The sequence below is a fragment of the Loktanella sp. Alg231-35 genome, from assembly GCF_900143545.1.
GTDB lineage: Bacteria > Pseudomonadota > Alphaproteobacteria > Rhodobacterales > Rhodobacteraceae > Yoonia.
This window is the reverse complement of record NZ_FREV01000002.1, coordinates 165893-187863: the sequence shown is the minus strand read 5'-3', so window position 1 is coordinate 187863 and position 21971 is coordinate 165893. Positions and strand designations below refer to the sequence as shown.

Below are 21971 nucleotides of genomic sequence, written 5' to 3'. Positions count from 1 at the left end.
GCCTCAGACGTGGTCAGGTGATTACATTCGGCGCTTCACGTCCCGTCATGGCCTTAATATCCGACAATGCCAGCGCTGCAGCATTGATCGGGGCTAGCACATCCTCGGGCGAAAGTGCAAAGCGCGCCGGGTTCGTTTCAGGGTTTTCAAGGTACAGGCGGATCGTTGCCCCAACCGTGCCTGTGCCAGAAAGCCGGAACACGGCGCGCGCGCCGCCTTCAAATCCGATGCGCAGACCTTGGGCAGCTGCATGGCTCCCGTCTACCGGATCGTCATAGGCAAACTCATCCGCCCAAGCCACCGTTTGCCAAGCGAACACCTGCCCCGGCAGCGTAACAAGCCGCGCGCGCAGGGCGTCCATCATCGCATTGGCCTTACCCGCATCTACATCTTCGTAATCGTGGCGCGAATAATAGCAGCGCCCGTACTCTGACCAAAGATCGGTCATCAGTTCCTGCACTGATTTCCCAGAGGCCGCGAGTATGTTCAACCACAAGAGCACCGCCCAAAGACCATCCTTTTCGCGCACATGGTCGCTGCCGGTGCCCGCACTTTCTTCGCCACACAACGTGGCCTTGCCCGCGTCCAATAGTGTGCCAAAGAATTTCCACCCGGTCGGGGTTTCATAGCACGCAATCCCCAGCCCTTTGGCCACGCGGTCCACGGCACCCGAGGTCGGCATGGAACGTGCGACACCGGCAAGCCCATTACGGTATCCCGGCGCGAGATGCGCCTTGGCCGCCAGCAGCGCCAGACTGTCAGAGGGCGTGACATACGCCCCCTTGCCTACGATCATATTGCGGTCCCCGTCCCCGTCAGAGGCTGCGCCAAAGTCCGGGGCATCCTCGGCATACATGGTGTCCATCAGGTCCTTGGCCCAGATCGGGTTGGGATCAGGGTGACCCTTGCCAAAATCAGGACTTGGGATGCCGTTCATCACGGTTCCAGCGGATGCGCCCAATCGCTCTTCGAGGATCGCTGTGGCATAAGGGCCGGTCACAGCATGCATCGCATCAAAACGCATGCGAAAGCCCGATTGGAACAGCCCAGCGATGGCGTCAAAGTCAAACAACTCTTCCATCAGTGCCGCATAATCGGTCACCGGATCAACAATCTCGACCACCATGTCGCCCAGAGATGTCTCGCCCAATGATCCAAGATCAGCGTCTGCGGCGGTCATGATCTGATATGCAGAAATATCCTGCGTGCGGGCAAATATCCTGGCGGTCACTGCCTCGCTCGCCGGGCCTCCGTTATGCCCGTTGTATTTCAATCCGAAATCGGCATCCGGTCCACCTGGATTATGGCTGGCCGACAGGATCAGCCCGCCATCCGCACTGCGTTTGCGGATCAGATGAGAGGCCGCAGGTGTCGACAGCAAACCACCCTGCCCCAAGATACAGCGCATAGCACCGCCTGCCGCAGCCATGCGCAGGATCACCTGAATGGCGCGGTCATTGAAATAGCGCCCGTCGCCACCAACCACCAGGGTCTTGCCGATGACACCACCGGTGCCATCAAAGATCGCCTGCACGTAGTTCTCAAGGTAGTGGGGTTGCATGAAGACCTTGGTCTTCTTGCGCAAACCGCTGGTGCCGGGTTTTTGCCCTTCGATCGGTTGTGTGGTGACTGTCTCAGACATGGTCCGTCTCCCCCTATGGTGATGGTGTGCTGTCGCGCTTTTCAACAAAGACAACAACAGATGTAGCCGCAATTTGGGCGCCCTCGTGGTGGCCCCAGGCATCAGGCTGCGCAGTGTCAAATGCACGTAACCAGTGACTGCCCGGCGTTGGTGCGCTCAAGGTGATATCCACCTCTGGCCCGGCATTCAGCACAATTAGCAGCGCGCCTTCGCGTTCGACATATTCCGGTGTGCCCGAGGCCATGCGCATCTCGGCCACGATGGTGCGCAGATCGGGGTCGTCCCAGTCTTTTTGCGCCATGGCCTGCCCATCGGCGCGGCGCCAGAACAAATCAGGCGCGCCATCGACAAGCCGCGCCTGCGAGTGCAAGAACCGCCGTTGGCGCAGGATCGGGTGGGCCTTGCGAAAGGCGATGGCCTGTTTGGTGAAAGCCAGAAAATCCGTGTCCTTGTTAGCCCAATCAAGCCAGCCAATCTCGTTATCCTGACAATAGGCGTTGTTGTTACCCTGTTGCGAGTTCCCGATCTCATCCCCCGCAAGGATCATCGGTGTGCCCTGCGAGAACAGCAATGTTGCCATCAAATTGCGCCGCCGTCGCGCGCGGGCGGCGTTGATGTCGGGATCATCCGTTGGCCCTTCAACGCCCATGTTATCCGCGTGGTTTTCGGAATGCCCATCGCGATTGCCTTCGCCATTCGCCTCATTGTGCTTTTCGGCATAGCTGACCGTATCGGTCATCGTGAAACCGTCATGCGCTGTCAGGAAATTCACTGATGCATTGGGTGCGCGCCCATCGTGGTCAAAGAACTGCGCAGACCCTGCCAACCGCGCCGCGATCCCGGCCACCATGCCCTTATCGCCGCGCCAGAACTGGCGGGTGTCGTCACGAAACTTGTCGTTCCATTCGGCGAATGGCGCAGGGTAGGCACCCAATTGATAACCATCGGGCCCCAAGTCCCAAGGCTCTGCAATCAGCTTGGTCCGGTTCAGCACAGGGTCCTGCCGGATCGCGCTGAAAAATGGGCCAGTGCGGTCAAAGACGCCATCGGTACGCCCCAGTGTCGAACACAGATCGAACCGGAATCCATCAACCCCCATGACCTCAACCCAATAACGCAGTGAGTCCAACACCAGACGCAGTACAAACGGATTGTCGAAATCGAGCGCATTGCCACAGCCCGTCGTGTCTTGATAAAAGCGCGGGTTGTCAGCCAGCCGATAATAGCTCGCGTTATCAAGACCTCGGAAGGCCAATGTGGGACCCATCTCGGATCCTTCGGCGGTATGGTTATAGACCACGTCCAAAATCACTTCGATCCCGGCGCTGTGAAAACGGGCAACCATCTGCTGAAATTCGGTGATTTCGCTGCCTTGCATATACCGCGGATCAGGCGCGAAAAACCCGTAGGTCATATAGCCCCAATAGTTGCTCAACCCTTTTCGGACAAGGAACTGGTCATTCAGAAAGGCCTGCACCGGTAGCAACTCGATCGCGGTAACGCCAAGATCGGTCAGGTGATCCAGCATCGGCTCTGACGCAAGACCACGGTATGTGCCGGGGAATTCCACATCGCGCCGCCCGGCAGTCAGGCCTTTGACATGGCCTTCATAGAAAATCGTGTCATCCAGCGGGGTCTTGGGTGGGGTGCTGCTACCCCACGTAAACGCGGGATCCACGACGACAGAGCGTGGCATATACGGCGCGCTGTCGCGTGCGTCAAAGCTGAGGTCGCGGTCCTTGTGATCCGCCTCATAGCCAAAAAGCGCATCATGCCAGACAGGATGGCCGGTCAGCTTCTTGGCGTATGGATCGATCAGCAGCTTATTGTGGTTGAACCTGTGCCCCTCTTCTGGCGCATAAGGTCCATGCATCCGAAACCCATATTGCTGGCCGGGATGCATCCCCGGAATATAGCCGTGCCAGACATGACCTTCGCGTTCAGGCAGAATGACGATCTGCGTCTCAATCCCATTGTCGTCAAACAGACACAGCGACACCCGCGTCGCATGGCGCGAGTAGACGGCGAAATTGACGCCGTCGCCATCAAACGTCGCACCAAGAGGCGACGATGTGCCCGGTCGGATGGGGAAACTGCCTGCCATTGTCAGCCTTGTGTCAGATCACTGTAAAGCTGGCCATAGGCCTTGGCCGACGTCTCCCATCCGACGGGTTGCTTCATGGCGTTGCGTTGCAGAACGCCCCAGGTTCTTGGCGCGTGATAAAGGTCGCAAAGCCGGGTGAACGCATTTGATAGCGCCTCTGCCGTGATCGGGAAGAACTGCACGCCAGTGGCGGCGTTCTTGGCCAATGCCGCCGGGCTAGCGTTGATCACCGTATCCGCCAAACCACCCGTCAGCGCCACCAAAGGGACGGTCCCATAGCGCAGCCCATAAAGCTGGGTCAGCCCGCAAGGTTCAAACCGCGATGGCACAAGAATGGCATCACCACCCGCGATCATGCGGTGGGCCAAAGCCTCGTCATAGCCGATTTTGACCGCGACGTTTTCATTCTGTGCCGCCAACGCGTGTAAGGCCACTTCTAATTGCGCTGCACCCGAACCAAGCAGCGCCAGCTGCCCACCCCGGCCCAGCAGCGTCGGCACGGCCTTAATCAAAAGGTCGATGCCCTTCTGCTCGGTCAGTCGTGACACCAGAACGCACAGTGGGCCATCTGACTGCCCCAATCCGAACTCTGCCTGCAATGCCGCTTTGTTGGCGGCCTTGCCACGAGGGGTTTTGTAGGGGGTGATCTCCGCGTCCGTTTCTGAGTTCCAGACATCCAGATCAATACCGTTGACGATCCCTGACAGATCACCGCGCCTTGCCCGCAAGACCCCATCCATCCCCATGCCGAACTCGGGCGTCATCAATTCTTCCGCATAGGTCTGCGACACGGTTGTGATCCGCTGCGCCCCGGTCAATCCAGCCTTGAGCGCAGAGATTTGCCCCCAGAACTCGAAATGATCCGCGTTGAAACGCCCTTCATCCAGTAAAAGCGCCGCGCGCCGGTCCGCCGCGCAATTGCCATGAAACGCGATGTTGTGGACGGTAAAGACAAAAGGTGCCGTCGGTTGCCCGTCGGCCAATCGGTGCATGAATTCGGGCACAAATCCGGCCTGCCAATCATGGCCATGCACAATGTCAGGCTGCCAGCCATCGGCACCGTTCTGGGCGATATGCGCGGCCGCATAGCTGAGCGCTGCAAAGCGTTCTGCATTGTCTTCCCAATCTGCGCCGCTATCATCCAAGTACGGCGATCCGGCACGGTCGAATAGATGTGGTGCATCCAGCACCAGCAAATTCAATCCAGCCACTTTGGCGGCAACCACACGCGCCGGACCACCAAAAAGATCATCAAAGGCGACAACCGCTTTGGATGTTTTGACCTGCTTCATCACCGATCGGTAGCCCGGAATGAGCGCGCGCATCTCGTAACCCAACTGCGCCATTGCCGCAGGCAAGGCCCCCACGACATCCGCCAGCCCACCAGTTTTCACCAGTGGCACACATTCCGATGCAACCGACAGAACACGTGTCATTTTCCTGCAGCTCGTTTGTTCAGCATATCTTGCGTAATCAGTGTCGTACCGCGTTCGGTCACCCGGAACCACTTGTTATCTTCTGCCGGATCCTCACCAACCACCAGCCCCTCGGGGATCGTCACACCACTGTCGATGACAACCTGCCGCAGGCGCGCGGAGCGGTTCACAACGACGTTCGGCATGACCACAGCATGATCGAGGACAGCGTAAGAGTTTGTATGCACATTGGTAAAGAGCACCGAATTGCGTACCTCCGTCCCCGAAATGATGCACCCACCCGACACCATCGATGAAATCGCCATGCCGCGCCGGTCGCGTTCATCATGGATGAACTTCGCCGGCGGCACGCTTTCTGAGTATGTCCAGATCGGCCATTGCTTGTCCCAGAGGTCCAGCTCCGGTGTAAAGTCTGTCAGGTCGATGTTGCTTTCCCAGAAGGCATCAACCGTGCCCACATCTTTCCAATAGGCTGGCGCACCTTCGGCACGCACGCAGCTATCGGTAAATCGATGTGCTACCGCTTTGCCGTTCTTCACAATCTCGGGGATCAGGTCACCGCCAAAATCGTGTGATGAATTGGGGTCTTCGGCGTCTTTCAACAAAAGGTCCCGCAGGAACGACCATTTAAAGACGTAGATCCCCATCGAGGCCAGCGCCTGATCGGGATCCTCTGGGGTGGCGGGGGGATCGGCGGGCTTTTCCAGAAACGAGGTGATTTGCCCGGATTTGTCAGTGGCCATGACACCAAAGGCCGTCGCCTCCATCCGGGGCACTGTCAAGCAGCCAACGGTCACGTCTGCGCCGCTTTCTACATGCTGGCGCAGCATAATCTCATAGTCCATTTTATAAATGTGGTCGCCCGCAAGGATGATCACATAATCCATGCCGTAACTGTCGACGATATCAATGTTCTGGGTTACTGCATCTGCCGTGCCCAGATACCAGTTTTCATTGCCCGTGCGTTGCGAGGCGGGCAGGATATCAAGGTACTCGTTGCGTTCGGCCCGGAAAAAGCTCCAACCGCGCTGCATGTGTCGGATCAGGCTGTGCGCCTTGTATTGCGTGGCAATCGCCATACGGCGAATACCAGAATTGAGTGCGTTAGACAGAGCAAAGTCGATGATCCGCGCCTTGCCTCCAAAATAGACCGCCGGTTTCACCCGTCTGTCCGTCAGTTCTTTCAGGCGGCTGCCGCGTCCACCTGCCAGCACGAACACCATTGCGCGTTGTGAAAGCCGTTTGGTTTCCATCGTCTCTCTCCCCTTAAGTCTCTTTTGTCCGCAAGCGCAGCACCACCACAGAAAGCGGCGGCAGCACAAGTTGAACAGATTGCTCCTGACCGTCGGCTGCCTCTGGCACACTGTCCACACCGCCAAGATTGCCCCTATTGCCACCGCCATAGGCAGCAGCGTCAGTGTTCAGCACTTCTTCCCAATGTCCGGCCAAGGGAACTCCTACGCGGAATTCGGACCGCGTGACTGGTGTGAAGTTGCACATGACAATCACAGGCGGATCACCCTTCGCACCCATGCGCATGTACCCCATCGTGGATTGCGCGGCATCACCATTCAGCCACTGGAAGCCGTCTGCCTCGCAATCCATCACATGCAATGCAGGCGTTTCGCGATAAAGCCGGTTCAGATCACGGACCAGATTTTGCACGCCCTTGTGGGCGGGTTGATCGGCCGCCTCCCAATTTAGCGCAGCATCGTGATTCCATTCCTCGGGTTGGGCAAATTCGCACCCCATGAACAGCAACTTCTTGCCCGGGTGGGTCCACATGAAAGCATAGTAAGCGCGCAGGTTCGCGAACTTCTCTTCATCGTCCCCTGACATCTTGGTCAACATCGACCCTTTGCCATGCACCACCTCATCATGACTGATGGGCAGGATAAAGTTCTCGGAAAAGGCATAGTGGATGCCAAAGGTCATGTTGTCATGGTGATACTGGCGGTGGATCGGATCGTGCTGCATGTAGGACAACGTGTCGTTCATCCAACCCATATTCCACTTGTAGCCAAAGCCCAGCCCGCCGTGATCAACAGGCCGCGACACACCTGGAAAAGACGTGCTTTCCTCGGCTACGGTCATCGCATCGGGGTGGGCTGCGTAGACGGCGGTGTTCATTTCCTTGAGGAAATCGATTGCCTCGTAGTTTTCGCGTCCGCCATCCTTGTTGGGCACCCATTGTCCCTCATCGCGCGAATAGTCGCGGTAAAGCATTGATGCCACAGCATCGACGCGCAGCCCGTCAAGGTGGTATTCTTCGATCCAGTACAACGCGTTGGACACCAGATAGTTCTTCACCTCGGTGCGCCCGTAGTTGTAGATCAGCGTGTTCCAGTCCTGATGAAACCCCTCGCGCGGGTCGGCGTGTTCATAAAGCGGGGTGCCATCAAACTGCGCTAAACCGTGGTCATCGTTAGGGAAATGCCCCGGCACCCAATCCAGCAGCACTCCGATGCCTGCGCCATGGGCGGCGTCAATCAGGTCCCGAAACTCGTGTGGCAGGCCAAAACGGATCGTAGGCGCATATAGCCCAACCGGCTGATACCCCCAGGACCCATCAAACGGGAATTCAGAGATCGGCAGAAGTTCAATATGGGTAAAGCCCATGTCGTTGACGTAGTCGATCAACTCTTGTGCTAGTTCTTTGTACGAAAGCGGACGCCCCGCCTCGTCCCACCTGCGCCGCCAAGACCCAAGATGGACTTCGTAGATAGAGACCGGTGCCGCGACACCACTCGCAGCCTTTCGGCCCTGCATCCATCCGCTGTCTTTCCAGCCGTAGCCCTCGATATCGCGCACAACCGAGGCTTTCTCGGGGGGATGCTGCGAACCGAACCCCACAGGGTCTGCCTTGAGGCGCGCAGCGCCGTCCTGCCCAATAACCTCGTATTTGTAGAGCGTACCCTCAGTCAGTCCGGGCAAGAAGATTTCCCAAACCCCGGTCTCGCCGACCGGTCGCATCACATGTCGGCGGCCATCCCAAAGGTTGAAGTCTCCAACAACCGAGACCCGCTGGGCATTGGGCGCCCAGACCGCAAAATGCACGCCCTTCGCACCTTGGTGTTTTATGACATGCGCCCCAAGCGCACGCCAAAGCTGCTTGTGGGTGCCCTCACCCAGCAGGTAGGCGTCAATATCGCCCAACACCGGACCAAGGGCATAGGGATCTTGCAGCGTGATCATGTTCCCATCGGGGTAAACCACGACAAGCTGATAGGTTTTTCCGGGCACAACGGCGGCAAAGACATCACCAGATATGCGCGCAAGCGGCGTTTCCTTCGTGCCGACGCGCGCAGAGACCGACTGTGCGCCAGGTTGTAGTGTCACGACCCAGCGGCGATTGCCTGATTTATGCGGCCCCAGCACATCAAAGGGGCTTTGATGGGTACCCGCGTTCAGCGCGCTCAGTGTTTCTGTCGATAGATGCTCAGGTTGGGCTGCGCCCGTTGGCTTTGGTCTTGATTGATCCGTCTTTGGATCTGTTGCCATCGACGCGCTCCCTAACTTGCGGGCGCTGCAAGTGCCCGGTCGCTTCACCCTAAACGCATTCGATGCACTATGCCAAATCGACGCAAGGCAATAAGGGAACAAGGCTTGGGCTTTGATCGGCCGCTTGGTCGAGGGCGACCGAAGGTTTGAAACGATCGACTTGATGTATGAAAAATCATCCATAGATGGATGAAAATTAACCCAGCGAAGTTACAAATTTGGAGAATTGTTATGAAGCTGGATTTTCTTCAAAACTGAATCATCGGACGGGAGTGGTGTGTCCGATAGTATAACGAGTGAACGTAGTGAGTGATCGTGGTTTAGCGATTTGTTGTACGAGTGTAGTTTTTGCCAGTGGGCAAGAGTGTTGATTTGATGGGACCCACAGTTGTGTGAGTCTGCGGGAGCTGTCAGGTCTAAGGTGACGATTGAAAGTGTTTTGCGTTTGGCGCCCGTTGCGGCATCGCTAGATCGTATCATGAGAACAGTGCCCTGCTGGGGGCACTGTTCTTCTGCTTTGTACAGATGCGCACAACAAAATTGCGGTAGAGCCGCACTATGTGACGAAAGACTTTCGGTAACGGCTTATGCGGCGGCTGAGGATGCCAACTCGATCGCACGAGACAGGGCTTCCCTTGGGCAACGCAATGGCACGCTGGCCGCACAGACCTGCCGTTTGCCGGGCCCTACTTGAAACAACCCCGAATAATAGGATCCATCAACCGTTTTCGTGGCACATGGGATCCATTTTCCGCCCGGTCCATCGATCTTGGTTCCCAAAAGAACGTTGATGGACCCAGGTGGTGGACTTGAGAGCGTTGCAGATTTACTAAGAAAATTAATGATATTCATGGCAACTCCTTTCGCTGCTCGATACTCCAAAGCAAAGTGTTCAAACGATGGCGACAGTTTGAAGAATCTCTGCCTGTCTGTCGATTTCGGACATCAAGAGTAAGGAGCGGTCGGTTGAATGGTGTTCGTTTGAATGGTACGTGTGGAAAAATATTACAAAAAATCGGTGCCTTCGTGTAACAAAATGGCCAAGCTGTCGCAAATGCATTGTTTCAGCCCCTATTAATTATCCCAACCTACGATACGCTTGTCGCCGGATCCGATTTTGTTGATCCACTGCGTTTAAGTCCTGCGAATACCTTGGAGACAAGTTGTACCAATCGAAAAACAACGGCGGTGTTACGGTAGCCATGCTGCGCGCGTTTGTGTGCATGAGTAAGAACCTCAACCTGTCCAAGACCTGTGCCGAGCTTGGTGCCACCCGTCAAACCGTGCGACGTCACATCACTGATCTGGAGACGATCCGAGGCGAGAAGTTGTTTGAAGTAGTGGATCGCCACTACCACCTGACACCCGAAGGCCTAGGCTCGCTCGACGATGCCAAGTCGCTGCTTTTGCAGCTGGATTTGTGGGCTGGCCAATCTTCGTTGAAGAAGAACTCTTCACATGGCCTCGAAAAGTTCCAGTACACCGACGAAAATGGTCTGATGTTTTTCTCGCAGCAGCATTCGGTTTCGCAGGTTGCGCTGAAAGGTTTGCCACTGATGCGCAGGGCCTTTGTGGCATGGGGCAATGCGGAAACCCGTATCGAACATGAACAAATGGAGGTCATTCGACCTTATTCGCTCCTTTACCGGATGAGCCCGGCGGGTTGGGTCTTTGTCGATGTTGGATCGGAATCGGCCTATGCGAGATGGTTCGGCTGGACATGGTCCAGAAGTGCCATCGGCAAGTTGATGAACGAAGATGACGTCGGCGACGAATATAACGAATTCATCGCTGGCGCCTATTCCCGCATCTATGAAGAAGGCGGCGTGCGCCTTGACCACATCTACGCCTATCTTGCCAAAGATGGTGGAGAGCCGTTGCCCGTCACGTTCCAACGTTTGCTTCTTGGGTGCGTGTTTCCAGATGGCACGCCTGGCCTGACCGTGCTTGCCGCCATCACCAATCAAGTCGAAATTGATGCAGTCAAAGACATCGCACCGCCGGTCTTGCCGGATCACATCGTGATGGATTCGCTACCCGAATTCGCGGACGAGGTGTCCTAACTGCACCGTTCATGGCGAAATTGTCCAATAATTTCGGTAATTTCGCCAAAAAGTAGTGCACAATATTTACGATCTGATAGTAGTGTTGCTCAACTCGCACGAGGCGATGAAGGAACCAGAGATGTCAGCGCGCAGTATTTTTGGCATGATCAAGAACGTATCCGGTATTCTCCGTGAACTCGAAGACGCAGGAATGCGGGTCGAGGTTGGCGGTGATTTTTCAGTGTACCGGTCCCATCGGAACTCTCAGATTGATCGCGGTGGCTTGTATCCAATCTTTGATACCGCCAGCTCTTTCATTGATGAAACCAACGGGTTCTGGATCTGTGGTTTCAATGACGCCAACGAGGTGATCCACACGCAAGCCGTGCGCCTGCTGGACCTGCCGGGCATCTCGCTAGGCAAGCATTTCGAGGTGCATCGCCACAAATATATTACACCTGACACAACGCCGGATCCTGACCTGACATTCTACCGCGGGCCAGAGGCGCTAAAATCCGTCACCGGTCGGGTTTGCTATCAAGGCGATTTCTGGTTGCCGAACCGTGGGTTGGGTGGGCCGCGCAGCCGTGGTGCAACAAATCTGTTGTCGCGCCTGCTGTTTGAGATTGTGCAGCAGACCTGGACGCCAGATTACATGTTTGCGCTTGTGCCCAAACAGTTGGCGGCGAAGGGTGCGCATTTGCGCTATGGCTATAGTCATTGTGAGCCCGGTAAATGGATCGGCCCAGATCAGCAGGTCACAGATGAAGATTACTTGATCTGGATGAATGCCAACGACATGGCAAACGCACTGTCACATGAAGCAGAAACACTTCAGGAAGGCGCCCAAGTGGCAGCCATTCGTGCAACTTTGACACCTGTAGATTCAAAAGGTTAGCTTTTTGGCTTTCAACCTTAGGTTGAGCGTGTAACAAGACCCCTATTATTTTATTGAAACCACTTCGATTGGCCGGTCTTTAGTGTCATCCCGCAGAACAATAATCGGATCCATTGCTGTGAGCATCGCATTCGTGATGGAGCTCACACTGGTTCCGTTGTTTCTGCCGACGATCCAGGCTGAATTCGGGCTGACAATCCGTGAACTGACCTGGTTCTTCAACTCCTACGGCATTGCCGTGGCTGTTGGGGTGCTTCTGGGTGGATGGCTCGGTGATCAGCTTGAAGCCAAGATGGTCTTTGCCGTGGGCGTGCTTTGCTTTGCATTGGGATCGGCATTTGTCGCTTTGGCAGAGAGCTATCAGCACGTGATCAGTGCGCGAGCACTGCAGGGGTTTGGGGGTGGGATGTTCTCGCCTTTGGTGCCCGTCCTTTTGACACGGGCGTCGCCGGACAAACCGGGAAAGATACTTATTCTCTGGGGGAGTGTAGCCGGCTATGCAGCTGCCCTTGCACCACTGCTTTACAGCCGTGTTCTTGTAGGATTTGGCTGGGGCTTTGCCTTCGGAATTTTTGCTGTCGTCTCTCTGGCAGCGCTCGCCGTTGTTCAAAGCGCCCGCATCCCGACTGAAACCCGAGCTAGGCCCGCAGCCCGCAAGAACCAGGTAAAAGCCCTGCGCACCCCTGATCTATGGCTGATGTTTGGCTATATCTTCTGCACATATGGCGCGATCTCCTTTTACCTCTTTTGTATCCCTATTCGATTGGCACAAAGCGATGTCTCGGTCGTGAGCATCGGGTTTGCACTGTCGATCATGTGGTTGACATTCTCCACCGCGAGCGCGCTGCTAAGAAATGCCGTGGATGAACCGCATATTCGCAGCATCCTGACAATTGCACCGGTCTTCATCGCTGTAGGCTTTGGTCTTGCCTACTACGCCGACACCTTTGTCCTGTGGGCGGTGTCATCCATGCTGGTGGGGGCTGGCTTGGCCTGCAGCAACGCCCCCTCGACCATGCTGGTTTTGAAATTTGCCCCCAAGGGGACATCCGCCCTTTCTGCAAGCCTTGATATCTCATTTGCGCGTGTAGGTGGTGTTGTTACGATCCTTACTCTGGCTCAATCTATGCCACTTCTAGCGGTCACCGGCGTCAGCATCCTGTCCGCTTTGGCCCTCCTCTTTGCCTATAGGGCAACAAAGAAGCTCCATCAGATCGACAATCAAGAACGCGAAATGATCAGCAACTGATCATCGCCAACGGTGTCTTGCGGCACAGAGTCGGCAGCCATACGTCCTGAACAGGATAGGCGCCGCTTTCGAAAAAGCGGCGCCTTGCTGGGATGGTCAGGGGGTGAGTGTAAACCGGGTGTGTCGCGATTTAGTCCAAAACAACACTTGAATGTGGCCAAAATTTGCGAAAACTGCGCCCAATTTCTGCGGCCCAAGACTTTTTGTCGCTGATACCTGCCTTAGTTCGCTTAACGTTGCGGCAGGAAGGACGCAGCTGCGCCTTACCCCTCGCCTCCAACGCACCAAACCGGTGCAAGAGATTCGAATCTCATCATCACAGAAAACGATCTACTGCCACGTTCTCTTCGGGCCCGGCGTCCAATGCCATCTCCAGCGTTTCCTTGGTGTCGATGAGGCGCATGTCACGGCCGGCATTACTGGACGTCCCACCACAGTAGCACCGTAAGCGTTGCATCTGGGCCTGAAATCGCGCCTGACTCGAAGCCGCCTAGAAGTCTATGATGCATCCAAAAGGAAACAGGCATCATGAACTCTCAAACACTTGGGTCAGGACCCAATATTCGGCTTGATGCTGGGTTGTTGGGATGATCCACGAACCCCAATGAATTGGAGACAGATGAGTAATCTCTATTGGCTGACTGAAGCGCAGATGGTGCGGCTTCGACCGTTCTTTTCAAAGAGCCGAGGTCGACCACGCGTTGATGATGGGCGTGTATCAAGCGGCGATACCTTCATCAATCGCAACGGCTTCACTGCGGTTGGCACAGGCGGCGGAAGGCGCTTGATCTTCACGGGTTCAACGGTTGTTTCTTCTTCGTCGTCACGCAGCAACCAGAGCAGTCCTAGCCCGAGACCAACGACAGTCGCTGTTGCTGGATTGAGAAGCGCGGGCAATGTCAGCCCGAGTTTTGCTGTATCGTTCATTTTCGTATCCCTTTTCATTTGTGACTTTTCTCGAACCGTTTGCAACGGTTTGGTTGAACGGTTCTGGACGATCAGGATAGGGGATTCGAACGGTTGGAGAATCTACGTTGTTTTCGCTGGTATGCGATGGGTGACGGATTTTCACCGTTTGAACGGCTAATCACTGGTGAGGCGTGACGGAGCCGAGCTGTAATCTGTCCACGCGTTGCGCTGTCGCCACAGTCCTGAATGCGCTCCGCTTGCTTCCACAGTGCTTCCAGCGCGGGAACGGGAACGCAAAGAGCCACCCGAGGGCGGCGCTTAACATACTGATATTATTCCGTTATTTTGGTTGCGGGAGTAGGATTTGAACCTACGACCTTCAGGTTATGAGCCTGACGAGCTACCGGGCTGCTCCATCCCGCGCCAAAAGCGCACCTCAATGTATAGATATGAGGTGCATCGATAGAGAGATAACTTGTACTTCTTATTAGGTTTGGCAATGACTTACTCTCCCACGCCTTAAGACGCAGTACCATCAGCGCTGCGGCACTTAACTGCCGAGTTCGGGATGGGATCGGGTGTTTTGCTCGCGCTATGATCACCAAACCAAAAAAGAAGTACAAAACATCAGCTGGTTCACGCTGTGAACCGCGTTGTTCCTTGATCATCGTATACTGATGATTGTGTGTGTATGAACTTTGATTTGCCAGTCTTACTATTACTGGATCAAATCAAGCCTATCGAGCAATTAGTACCAGTCAACTGAACGCCTTACAGCGCTTACATCTCTGGCCTATCGACGAGGTGGTCTACCTCGGCTCTCAGGGATATCTTGTTTTGAAGGGGGCTTCCCGCTTAGATGCCTTCAGCGGTTATCCTGTCCGATCATAGCTACTCAGCACTGCCGTTGGCACGACAACTGATCCACCAGTGGATCGTTCACCCCGGTCCTCTCGTACTAGGGGCAACTCTTCTCAAATATCCTACACCCACGGAAGATAGGGACCGAACTGTCTCACGACGTTCTAAACCCAGCTCACGTACCTCTTTAAACGGCGAACAGCCGTACCCTTGGGACCTGCTCCAGCCCCAGGATGAGATGAGCCGACATCGAGGTGCCAAACGGTGCCGTCGATATGGACTCTTGGGCACCATCAGCCTGTTATCCCCAGCGTACCTTTTATCCGTTGAGCGATGGCCCTTCCACTCGGGACCACCGGATCACTATGGCCGTCTTTCGACTCTGCTCGACTTGTCAGTCTCGCAGTCAGGCTGGCTTCTGCCATTGCACTCAACGAGCGATTTCCGACCGCTCTGAGCCAACCTTCGCGCGCCTCCGTTACAATTTGGGAGGCGACCGCCCCAGTCAAACTACCCACCACGCAGGGTCCCGGACCCGGATAACGGGCCGCGGTTAGACATCAAGCAGAATAAGGGTGGTATCTCAAGGGAGGCTCCACAATGACTAGCGTCACTGCTTCAAAGCCCACCACCTATCCTGCACATACTGTGCCTGATGCCAATGCGAAGCTATAGTAAAGGTGCATGGGGTCTTTCCGTCTAACCGCGGGTATCCTGCATCTTGACAGGAAATTCAATTTCGCTGAGTCCACATTTGAGACAGCGGGGAAGTCGTTACGCCATTCGTGCAGGTCGGAACTTACCCGACAAGGAATTTCGCTACCTTAGGACCGTTATAGTTACGGCCGCCGTTTACCTGGGCTTCAATTCGGAGCTTGCACTCCTCCTTTTAACCTTCAGGCACCGGGCAGGCGTCAGACCCTATACGTCGTCTTGCGACTTCGCAGAGCCCTGTGTTTTTAGTAAACAGTCGCCACCCCCTGGTTTGTGCCCCCGCCCAAAAGTTGCCTTCTGAACGGGCCTCCTTCTCGCGAACTTACGGAGGTATTTTGCCGAGTTCCTTAAATGTGGTTCTCTCAAGCGCCTTGGTATTCTCTACCAGTCCACCTGTGTCGGTTTAGGGTACGATCTCATGGAGGGCTATTTCCAGGAACCTCTAAGCAGCCTTCCCAATCCGATAAGGGAAAACAACCTTCGAGATCCGTCACATCCTCCTGGCCCAGGAATATTAACCTGGTTCCCATCGACTACGCCTTTCGGCCTCGCCTTAGGGGTCGGCTTACCCTGCTCAGATTAGCTTTAAGCAGGAACCCTTGGACTTTCGGCGAGGGAGTCTCTCACTCCCTTTGTCGCTACTCATGTCATCATTCTCACTAGTGATCTCTCCACCGGATCGCTCACACGCCGGCTTCACAGAAAATTCCTTGCGTCCAATGTACCCGAAGGCACTAAGGACGCATGGAATTATGTCACACTACGCTCTGCTACCATGCACTATGTGCATCCTAGACTTCGGCTCATGGCTTGAGCCCCGTTACATCTTCGCCGCAGGACAACTTATTTAGACCAGTGAGCTGTTACGCTATCTTTAAAGGATGGCTGCTTCTAAGCCAACCTCCTGGTTGTTTTGGTCGTCCCACCTGCTTTCCCACTTAGCCATGAATTAGGGGCCTTAGTCGTAGGTCAGGGTTGTTTCCCTCTCCACAACGGACGTTAGCACCCGCTGTGTGTCTGCCGGATATTACTCCTCGGTATTCGGAGTTTGATTAGGATCAGTAAGGCTGTGGGCCCCCATTACCCATTCAGTGCTCTACCCCCGAGGGTATTCGTCCGACGCTCTACCTAAATAGATTTCGCAGAGAACCAGCTATCTCCGAGTTTGATTGGCCTTTCACCCCTAGGCACACCTCATCCCGACCTTTTTCAACAGGTGTGGGTTCGGACCTCCAGTAAGTGTTACCTTACCTTCATCCTGGACATGCCTAGATCACTCGGTTTCGGGTCTAATGCATCTAACTCAGTCGCCCTATTAAGACTCGCTTTCGCTGCGCCTACACCTAACGGCTTAAGCTTGCTAGATACACTAAGTCGATGACCCATTATACAAAAGGTACGCTGTCAGACCTCAAGGGTCCTCCAACTGATTGTAGGCGTTCGGTTTCAGGTACTGTTTCACTCCCCTCGTCGGGGTGCTTTTCACCTTTCCCTCACGGTACTGGTTCGCTATCGGTCAGTAAGGAGTACTTAGCCTTCGAAGGTGGTCCTCCGATGTTCAGACAGAATTTCACGTGTTCCGCCCTACTTAATACGTCTGATCATGCTTCTTATACGGGACTGTCACCCACTATGGTTGGCCATTCCAGACCATTCTAATCACACTTACAGCTCGGCTGGTCCCCGTTCGCTCGCCGCTACTAGGGGAGTATCTATTGATTTCCTTTCCTCCGGGTACTTAGATGTTTCAGTTCCCCGGGTTTGCTTTTTTAACCCTATGTATTCAGGTTAAAAATACCTGGTTTACCTTATTATTAATCATCCCGAAGGATAATAATAACAAAGTATCAGGTGGGTTGCCCCATTCAGAAATTCATGGATCAAAGCTTATTCTCAGCTCCCCATGACTTATCGCAGAGTATCACGTCTTTCATCGCCTCTTACTGCCAAGGCATCCACCAAACGCCCTTTTCGCGCTTGATTTGATCCAGAAATAGTCAGACTACTTCTGTGGGCCCTCCCTTTTGTAAAATCAAAAGGGCCCTTAATCAAAATGCATACATTGCAGTGCTTGCCGCTGGTTCGCAACAAACACTGTTCGAACAGAATTACTTCTGTTCCGGTTAGTGTACTTGACTTGGAACAAAATAGATTTGTTGCACGAAGCAACTGGTAGATCCTTACGCGGACTACCATCTATTCTGATGTTTTGTATCTCTCTAAACGATGTCAAATGATCCGAAGATCAAGTCGTCCGATTGGACGGCAAAGCAGCGAACTGCTTAACGGTCAAATCGTATGTTTGATGTTGATGGTGGGTCGAGGAGGACTTGAACCTCCGACCTCACGCTTATCAGGCGTGCGCTCTAACCACCTGAGCTACCGACCCATCTGGTGGAGCGTATCGGGATCGAACCGATGACCCCCTGCTTGCAAAGCAGGTGCTCTCCCAGCTGAGCTAACGCCCCATTAGGTGCGTCCCACTCTGGGTGGAACTGAACTGAAGAGATATGAGGACGGCTTGGCTCTAGGTCACGTCCAAGGAATACAAGAACGTGCCTGAATTGACCGGCTTTGAATGCCGATCTTGCTAAGTGTTTCACGAAGATTGCGAACAATCTTGACTAGAAACATCCTTAGAAAGGAGGTGATCCAGCCGCAGGTTCCCCTACGGCTACCTTGTTACGACTTCACCCCAGTCGCTGATCCTACCGTGGCCGCCTGCCTCCCCGAAGGGTTAGCGCAGCGTCGTCGGGTAGAACCAACTCCCATGGTGTGACGGGCGGTGTGTACAAGGCCCGGGAACGTATTCACCGCGTCATGCTGTTACGCGATTACTAGCGATTCCGACTTCATGGGGTCGAGTTGCAGACCCCAATCCGAACTGAGACATCTTTTGGAGATTAACTCACTGTAGATGCCATTGTAGCACGTGTGTAGCCCAACCCGTAAGGGCCATGAGGACTTGACGTCATCCACACCTTCCTCCCGCTTATCACGGGCAGTTTCCCTAGAGTGCCCAGCCGAACTGCTGGCAACTAAGGATGTGGGTTGCGCTCGTTGCCGGACTTAACCGAACATCTCACGACACGAGCTGACGACAGCCATGCAGCACCTGTCACTAGGTCACCGAAGTGAAAACCAGATCTCTCTGGCGGTCCTAGGATGTCAAGGGTTGGTAAGGTTCTGCGCGTTGCTTCGAATTAAACCACATGCTCCACCGCTTGTGCGGGCCCCCGTCAATTCCTTTGAGTTTTAATCTTGCGACCGTACTCCCCAGGCGGAATGCTTAATCCGTTAGGTGTGACACCGAAGGGCAAGCCCCCCGACGTCTGGCATTCATCGTTTACGGTGTGGACTACCAGGGTATCTAATCCTGTTTGCTCCCCACACTTTCGTACCTCAGCGTCAGTATCGAGCCAGTGAGCCGCCTTCGCCACTGGTGTTCCTCCAAATATCTACGAATTTCACCTCTACACTTGGAATTCCACTCACCTCTCTCGAACTCTAGACTGATAGTTTAGGAGGCAGTTCCAGGGTTGAGCCCTGGGATTTCACCCCCTACTTTCCAATCCGCCTACGTACGCTTTACGCCCAGTAATTCCGAACAACGCTAACCCCCTCCGTATTACCGCGGCTGCTGGCACGGAGTTAGCCGGGGTTTCTTTACCAGATACTGTCATTATCATCTCTGGCGAAAGAGCTTTACGACCCTAAGGCCTTCGTCACTCACGCGGCATGGCTAGATCAGGCTTTCGCCCATTGTCTAAGATTCCCCACTGCTGCCTCCCGTAGGAGTCTGGGCCGTGTCTCAGTCCCAGTGTTGCTGATCATCCTCTCAAACCAGCTATAGATCGTAGACTTGGTAGGCCATTACCCCACCAACTATCTAATCTAACGCGGGCCAATCCATCTCCGATAAATCTTTCCCCCGAAGGGCGTATACGGTATTACTCTCAGTTTCCCGAGGCTATTCCGTAGAGAAGGGTATGTTCCCACGCGTTACTAACCCGTCCGCCGCTCACTCCGAAGAGTGCGCTCGACTTGCATGTGTTAGGCCTGCCGCCAGCGTTCGTTCTGAGCCAGGATCAAACTCTCAAGTTGAAAGCATCTTACGATGCTGTCCTTGACGTTCGAACCTCTGCACATCACCACTTGGCCTTACTGAAACCAAATGGCGTTTCTCTGTTTATCGTGCTTCAGTTATCAAAGATAACTGGAAGCCGTCCAAACAGTGAAGCTGACACTCTATGATCGAACCGAAGTTCTAAGAGCGTTGATATACAGACGTCTGATCCATCGAACTGAACCAAACCGCCCACATATCTCTTCAGATATATCAATTTCAAACAGCGTAGAGACAAAAAGGAACCAGATGCGCCCTAACTTCGTGGCGCGCCTCGCCTGTATTATCTCTGTTTTTAGTCTCGCGTCTCGTTGCCGTCTGTCTGCGTTTCCGCTTCCGTGTGGCCCGTTTGGCGCCCCGTTGGAGCGTCTCAGCTCGTCCGGTAAGGGGGGTTCTAAGGTTAGTGGGTGGGGGCCGCAACCCCTTTTTTCGGTAAAGATGCATTTTTTATGACAACCCCTGTTTTATGCATGTTTTGAGGGGGTTACGGCATTTTCATTGCGCCGACCCTAGGTCAAATCGCAATTTTCTTAGGCAGAGTGGGAGGGGGACATACCAGATTTTGGGTTATCCACAGGGACTCCCACAAGACTCTCTGAGACTCAGGGGGGCACAAGGCCGCAAATCACCCTGAATCGCGGTGATTCACCCTTTCTGAATCGATTCACTACCGACTCGCGGCGGTGAATCGGACCGATTCACCTCGGTTTCAGTCCGCCGGCGAGGAATATGCCCGCAAAAAGCCCCGGCAAAAGCGCAGCTAGCCCTGTTCTGAGGGTAAATGCTTCGGCCAGCGTACCGATCAGAGGTGGACCGACCAGAAACCCGAGCATTGTGACCGTCGAAACAATCGCAATGTTCGGTCCTTCATGGGTATCATCAAGACCCGCCGCGGCTGAGACACCCAGCGGGAACCCAACCGACACACCCAAACCGACCAGAGAGAATCCTAGATAGGATGTCCAAAGCGGCAGTGGCACGATCAGCAGTAGCAACCCGACCACGGCCAAGCCCAAAGCGGACCTGGCCAGCACGACCACTCCCAACCGGACCTTGCCCCAATCGCCAAGGAACCGGCCCGCCGCCAGACAGCCCGCAAAAATCGAAACTGCGATCCCGGCGTGCGTCGCTCCTTCGGGCAGGCGTTCGGCAAGATAGATAGCGGCCCAATCCGACATCGCCCCTTCGGCCATCGACACCGCAAGGGTGCAAAGCGCAATCAAGGCAAGGCGCGGTGGCAGACTGCGCAATGCGCGGCGCGGTGGCGCCGGACCGCCCTCTTGCCCTGCCAGTCGTTCCAGCGACAGCGCCGCCCAGATGCCCATAATCGCAGAGGGTACACTTATATAAGCCACAGCAAGCAAAGGTGTGACGCCCGGCATCAGCGAGATCAGCAAGGAACCCACCATAACGCCCAGCGCCCAAAATCCGTGACACCTGCTCATCACGGTAATACTGCGCTGTTTCTCCAGTCGGCCAGCATAGACGTTCAGACTGACCTGTAGCATCGCGACAACGCAGCCAAAGCAGATCAACGCCAGAAAAAGGCTGAACAACCCGGTTGCCAACAGCGGCAAACACAGGACCAGCACTTGAACCGGAAAGGCGACCGCCAGAACGCGGCGTGGCCCCACCCGTGTCATCAGCCAGCCTGCGACCTGCAAACTGGGGATGACCCCAATGGGCATCCCCAGCAATGCAATCGCCAACTGCGCCTTATTCAGGGCCAGCTGCTCTTTCACAAATGGGATCAGCGCGAGCCACGCCCCAAACGGGAGCGGCTCCAGCGCGAAGACTGCCATAGTCAGCAGAACGGTCTTGCCTGTGCCTGTCATGCCGCGACCTTAGCGGCATAGCGTCAGATGGAAAGGTCAGGCCGCGACGCGGGCTCGGTTCCATTTCATGCGCAGCGAAAGCAGGCCCAGAATGACCACCAGATAGATGATCGGCTCTAACTGAAAGCCTTTGACCAGCCACAGATAATGGATCGCGCCCAAAACAGCCGCCGGATAGGTCAGCTTGTGCATCTTACGCCAACTTGCAGCACCCATCTTTCGGACCGACAGATTGTTCGAAGTGACGGCTAAAGGGATCAGCATTAGGAACGATGCCATACCAACGGTGACATAAGGCCGTTTGACGATCTCGGTCCAGACGCGTTCAAGGCTTTGGACATCAAGAATGGCGAAGACAAGGAAGTGGGCCAGTACAAAGAAGAACGCCGTGACACCAATAGCGCGGCGAAACTTGATCAGGTTCACACCCGCCCATTGCCGCAGTGGCGTGACCATCAGGCCAACGACCATCAGGATTAGGCCGACCTCACCATAGGCACGCTCTAGCACATTGATCGGTTCCACCAGATAGGGACCGACCTGATTGAGGGCGAGCCAGAACTGCCAAACCGCATAAAGCGCCCCTACTATATATATAGTCCACGCTGGGAGAGTGCGCAGGGCACGGTTGATGGTTTGGGAAACGGCCAT

11 protein-coding genes, 3 tRNA genes, 3 rRNA genes and 1 pseudogene are annotated in these 21971 nt (G+C 54.9%); 4 read left to right on the top strand and 14 right to left on the bottom strand.

Going from position 1 to position 21971, the window contains the following annotated elements; translation table 11 throughout:
• Positions 1-13: 13 nt before the first annotated feature.
• The 5 genes from DHN10_RS04530 to glgB are packed head-to-tail and all read right to left on the bottom strand — an operon-like array spanning position 14 to position 8683.
• Complete coding sequence (locus DHN10_RS04530) at positions 14-1642, bottom strand: alpha-D-glucose phosphate-specific phosphoglucomutase (protein ID WP_108814064.1); 1629 nt, start codon at positions 1640-1642, stop codon at positions 14-16.
• Positions 1643-1655: 13 nt separating this feature from the next.
• Positions 1656-3746, bottom strand: a complete 2091-nt coding sequence (gene glgX, locus DHN10_RS04525) for a glycogen debranching protein GlgX (RefSeq protein WP_108814063.1) — start codon at positions 3744-3746, stop codon at positions 1656-1658.
• A gap of 2 nt (positions 3747-3748) precedes the next feature.
• Positions 3749-5182 carry a glycogen synthase GlgA gene (glgA, locus tag DHN10_RS04520; RefSeq protein ID WP_108814062.1) on the bottom strand — a complete coding sequence of 478 codons (1434 nt, stop codon included), beginning with the start codon at positions 5180-5182 and terminating at the stop codon, positions 3749-3751.
• Positions 5179-6435, bottom strand: coding sequence for a glucose-1-phosphate adenylyltransferase (gene glgC / locus DHN10_RS04515; RefSeq protein WP_108814061.1), 1257 nt, complete (start codon positions 6433-6435; stop codon positions 5179-5181). Before glgC ends, glgA begins: the two co-directional genes overlap by 4 nt.
• A gap of 13 nt (positions 6436-6448) precedes the next feature.
• Positions 6449-8683, bottom strand: coding sequence for a 1,4-alpha-glucan branching protein GlgB (gene glgB / locus DHN10_RS04510; RefSeq protein ID WP_108814060.1), 2235 nt, complete (start codon positions 8681-8683; stop codon positions 6449-6451).
• A gap of 1202 nt (positions 8684-9885) precedes the next feature.
• On the opposite strand from glgB, the gene DHN10_RS04500 reads away from it, so the two are divergent.
• The 3 genes from DHN10_RS04500 to DHN10_RS04490 all read left to right on the top strand — a co-directional run bounded on the left by DHN10_RS04500 (position 9886) and on the right by DHN10_RS04490 (position 12875).
• On the top strand, positions 9886-10746 hold the full coding sequence (locus DHN10_RS04500; RefSeq protein WP_108814058.1) for a helix-turn-helix domain-containing protein: 861 nt from the start codon (positions 9886-9888) through the stop codon (positions 10744-10746).
• Positions 10747-10801: 55 nt separating this feature from the next.
• Complete coding sequence (locus DHN10_RS04495; protein ID WP_159086914.1) at positions 10802-11626, top strand: hypothetical protein; 825 nt, start codon at positions 10802-10804, stop codon at positions 11624-11626.
• A gap of 118 nt (positions 11627-11744) precedes the next feature.
• A complete protein-coding gene (locus tag DHN10_RS04490; RefSeq protein ID WP_159086913.1) occupies positions 11745-12875 on the top strand; it encodes an MFS transporter in 1131 nt (376 codons plus the stop codon).
• Positions 12876-13191: 316 nt separating this feature from the next.
• Here the strand turns inward: DHN10_RS04490 and DHN10_RS19650 are convergent, their stop codons facing one another.
• Positions 13192-13332, bottom strand: a complete 141-nt coding sequence (locus DHN10_RS19650) for a hypothetical protein (protein WP_159086912.1) — start codon at positions 13330-13332, stop codon at positions 13192-13194.
• Positions 13333-13494: 162 nt separating this feature from the next.
• On the opposite strand from DHN10_RS19650, the pseudogene DHN10_RS04485 reads away from it, so the two are divergent.
• A pseudogene (locus tag DHN10_RS04485) lies at positions 13495-13626 on the top strand (IS5/IS1182 family transposase); the annotation flags it as partial.
• Positions 13627-14130: 504 nt separating this feature from the next.
• Here DHN10_RS04485 and DHN10_RS04480 read toward each other — a convergent pair.
• The 8 genes from DHN10_RS04480 to msrQ form a co-directional block, all read right to left on the bottom strand.
• Positions 14131-14207 (bottom strand) — tRNA-Met (locus tag DHN10_RS04480).
• A gap of 68 nt (positions 14208-14275) precedes the next feature.
• Positions 14276-14390, bottom strand: a 5S ribosomal RNA gene (rrf, locus tag DHN10_RS04475).
• A 121-nt stretch (positions 14391-14511) separates the two neighbouring features.
• A 23S ribosomal RNA gene (locus tag DHN10_RS04470) occupies positions 14512-17342 on the bottom strand.
• Positions 17343-17671: 329 nt separating this feature from the next.
• Positions 17672-17748 (bottom strand) — tRNA-Ile (locus DHN10_RS04465).
• A 3-nt stretch (positions 17749-17751) separates the two neighbouring features.
• Positions 17752-17827, bottom strand: a tRNA-Ala gene (locus tag DHN10_RS04460).
• A 172-nt stretch (positions 17828-17999) separates the two neighbouring features.
• A 16S ribosomal RNA gene (locus tag DHN10_RS04455) occupies positions 18000-19463 on the bottom strand.
• Together the 16S, 23S and 5S rRNA genes with 3 tRNA genes alongside form the textbook arrangement of a ribosomal RNA operon.
• 720 nt (positions 19464-20183) lie before the next feature.
• The gene (locus DHN10_RS04450; protein WP_108814055.1) at positions 20184-21320 is read right to left on the bottom strand and encodes an MFS transporter; all 1137 of its coding nucleotides are present in this window, start codon (positions 21318-21320) and stop codon (positions 20184-20186) included.
• Positions 21321-21356: 36 nt separating this feature from the next.
• Positions 21357-21971: a protein-methionine-sulfoxide reductase heme-binding subunit MsrQ gene (gene msrQ, locus DHN10_RS04445; RefSeq protein ID WP_108814054.1), complete on the bottom strand. Its 615-nt coding sequence runs from the start codon at positions 21969-21971 to the stop codon at positions 21357-21359.

Excerpts from the sequence above, each read along its gene's own strand:
- DHN10_RS04530 (WP_108814064.1), bottom strand. The coding sequence starts at position 1,642 with ATGTCTGAGACAGTCACCACACAACCGATCGAAGGGCAAAAACCCGGC.
- glgX (WP_108814063.1), bottom strand. The coding sequence starts at position 3,746 with ATGGCAGGCAGTTTCCCCATCCGACCGGGCACATCGTCGCCTCTTGGT.
- glgA (WP_108814062.1), bottom strand. The coding sequence starts at position 5,182 with ATGACACGTGTTCTGTCGGTTGCATCGGAATGTGTGCCACTGGTGAAA.
- glgC (WP_108814061.1), bottom strand. The coding sequence starts at position 6,435 with ATGGAAACCAAACGGCTTTCACAACGCGCAATGGTGTTCGTGCTGGCA.
- glgB (WP_108814060.1), bottom strand. The coding sequence starts at position 8,683 with ATGGCAACAGATCCAAAGACGGATCAATCAAGACCAAAGCCAACGGGC.
- DHN10_RS04500 (WP_108814058.1), top strand. The coding sequence starts at position 9,886 with ATGCTGCGCGCGTTTGTGTGCATGAGTAAGAACCTCAACCTGTCCAAG.
- DHN10_RS19650 (WP_159086912.1), bottom strand. The coding sequence starts at position 13,332 with ATGCAACGCTTACGGTGCTACTGTGGTGGGACGTCCAGTAATGCCGGC.
- DHN10_RS04450 (WP_108814055.1), bottom strand. The coding sequence starts at position 21,320 with ATGACAGGCACAGGCAAGACCGTTCTGCTGACTATGGCAGTCTTCGCG.
- msrQ (WP_108814054.1), bottom strand. The coding sequence starts at position 21,971 with ATGGCCGTTTCCCAAACCATCAACCGTGCCCTGCGCACTCTCCCAGCG.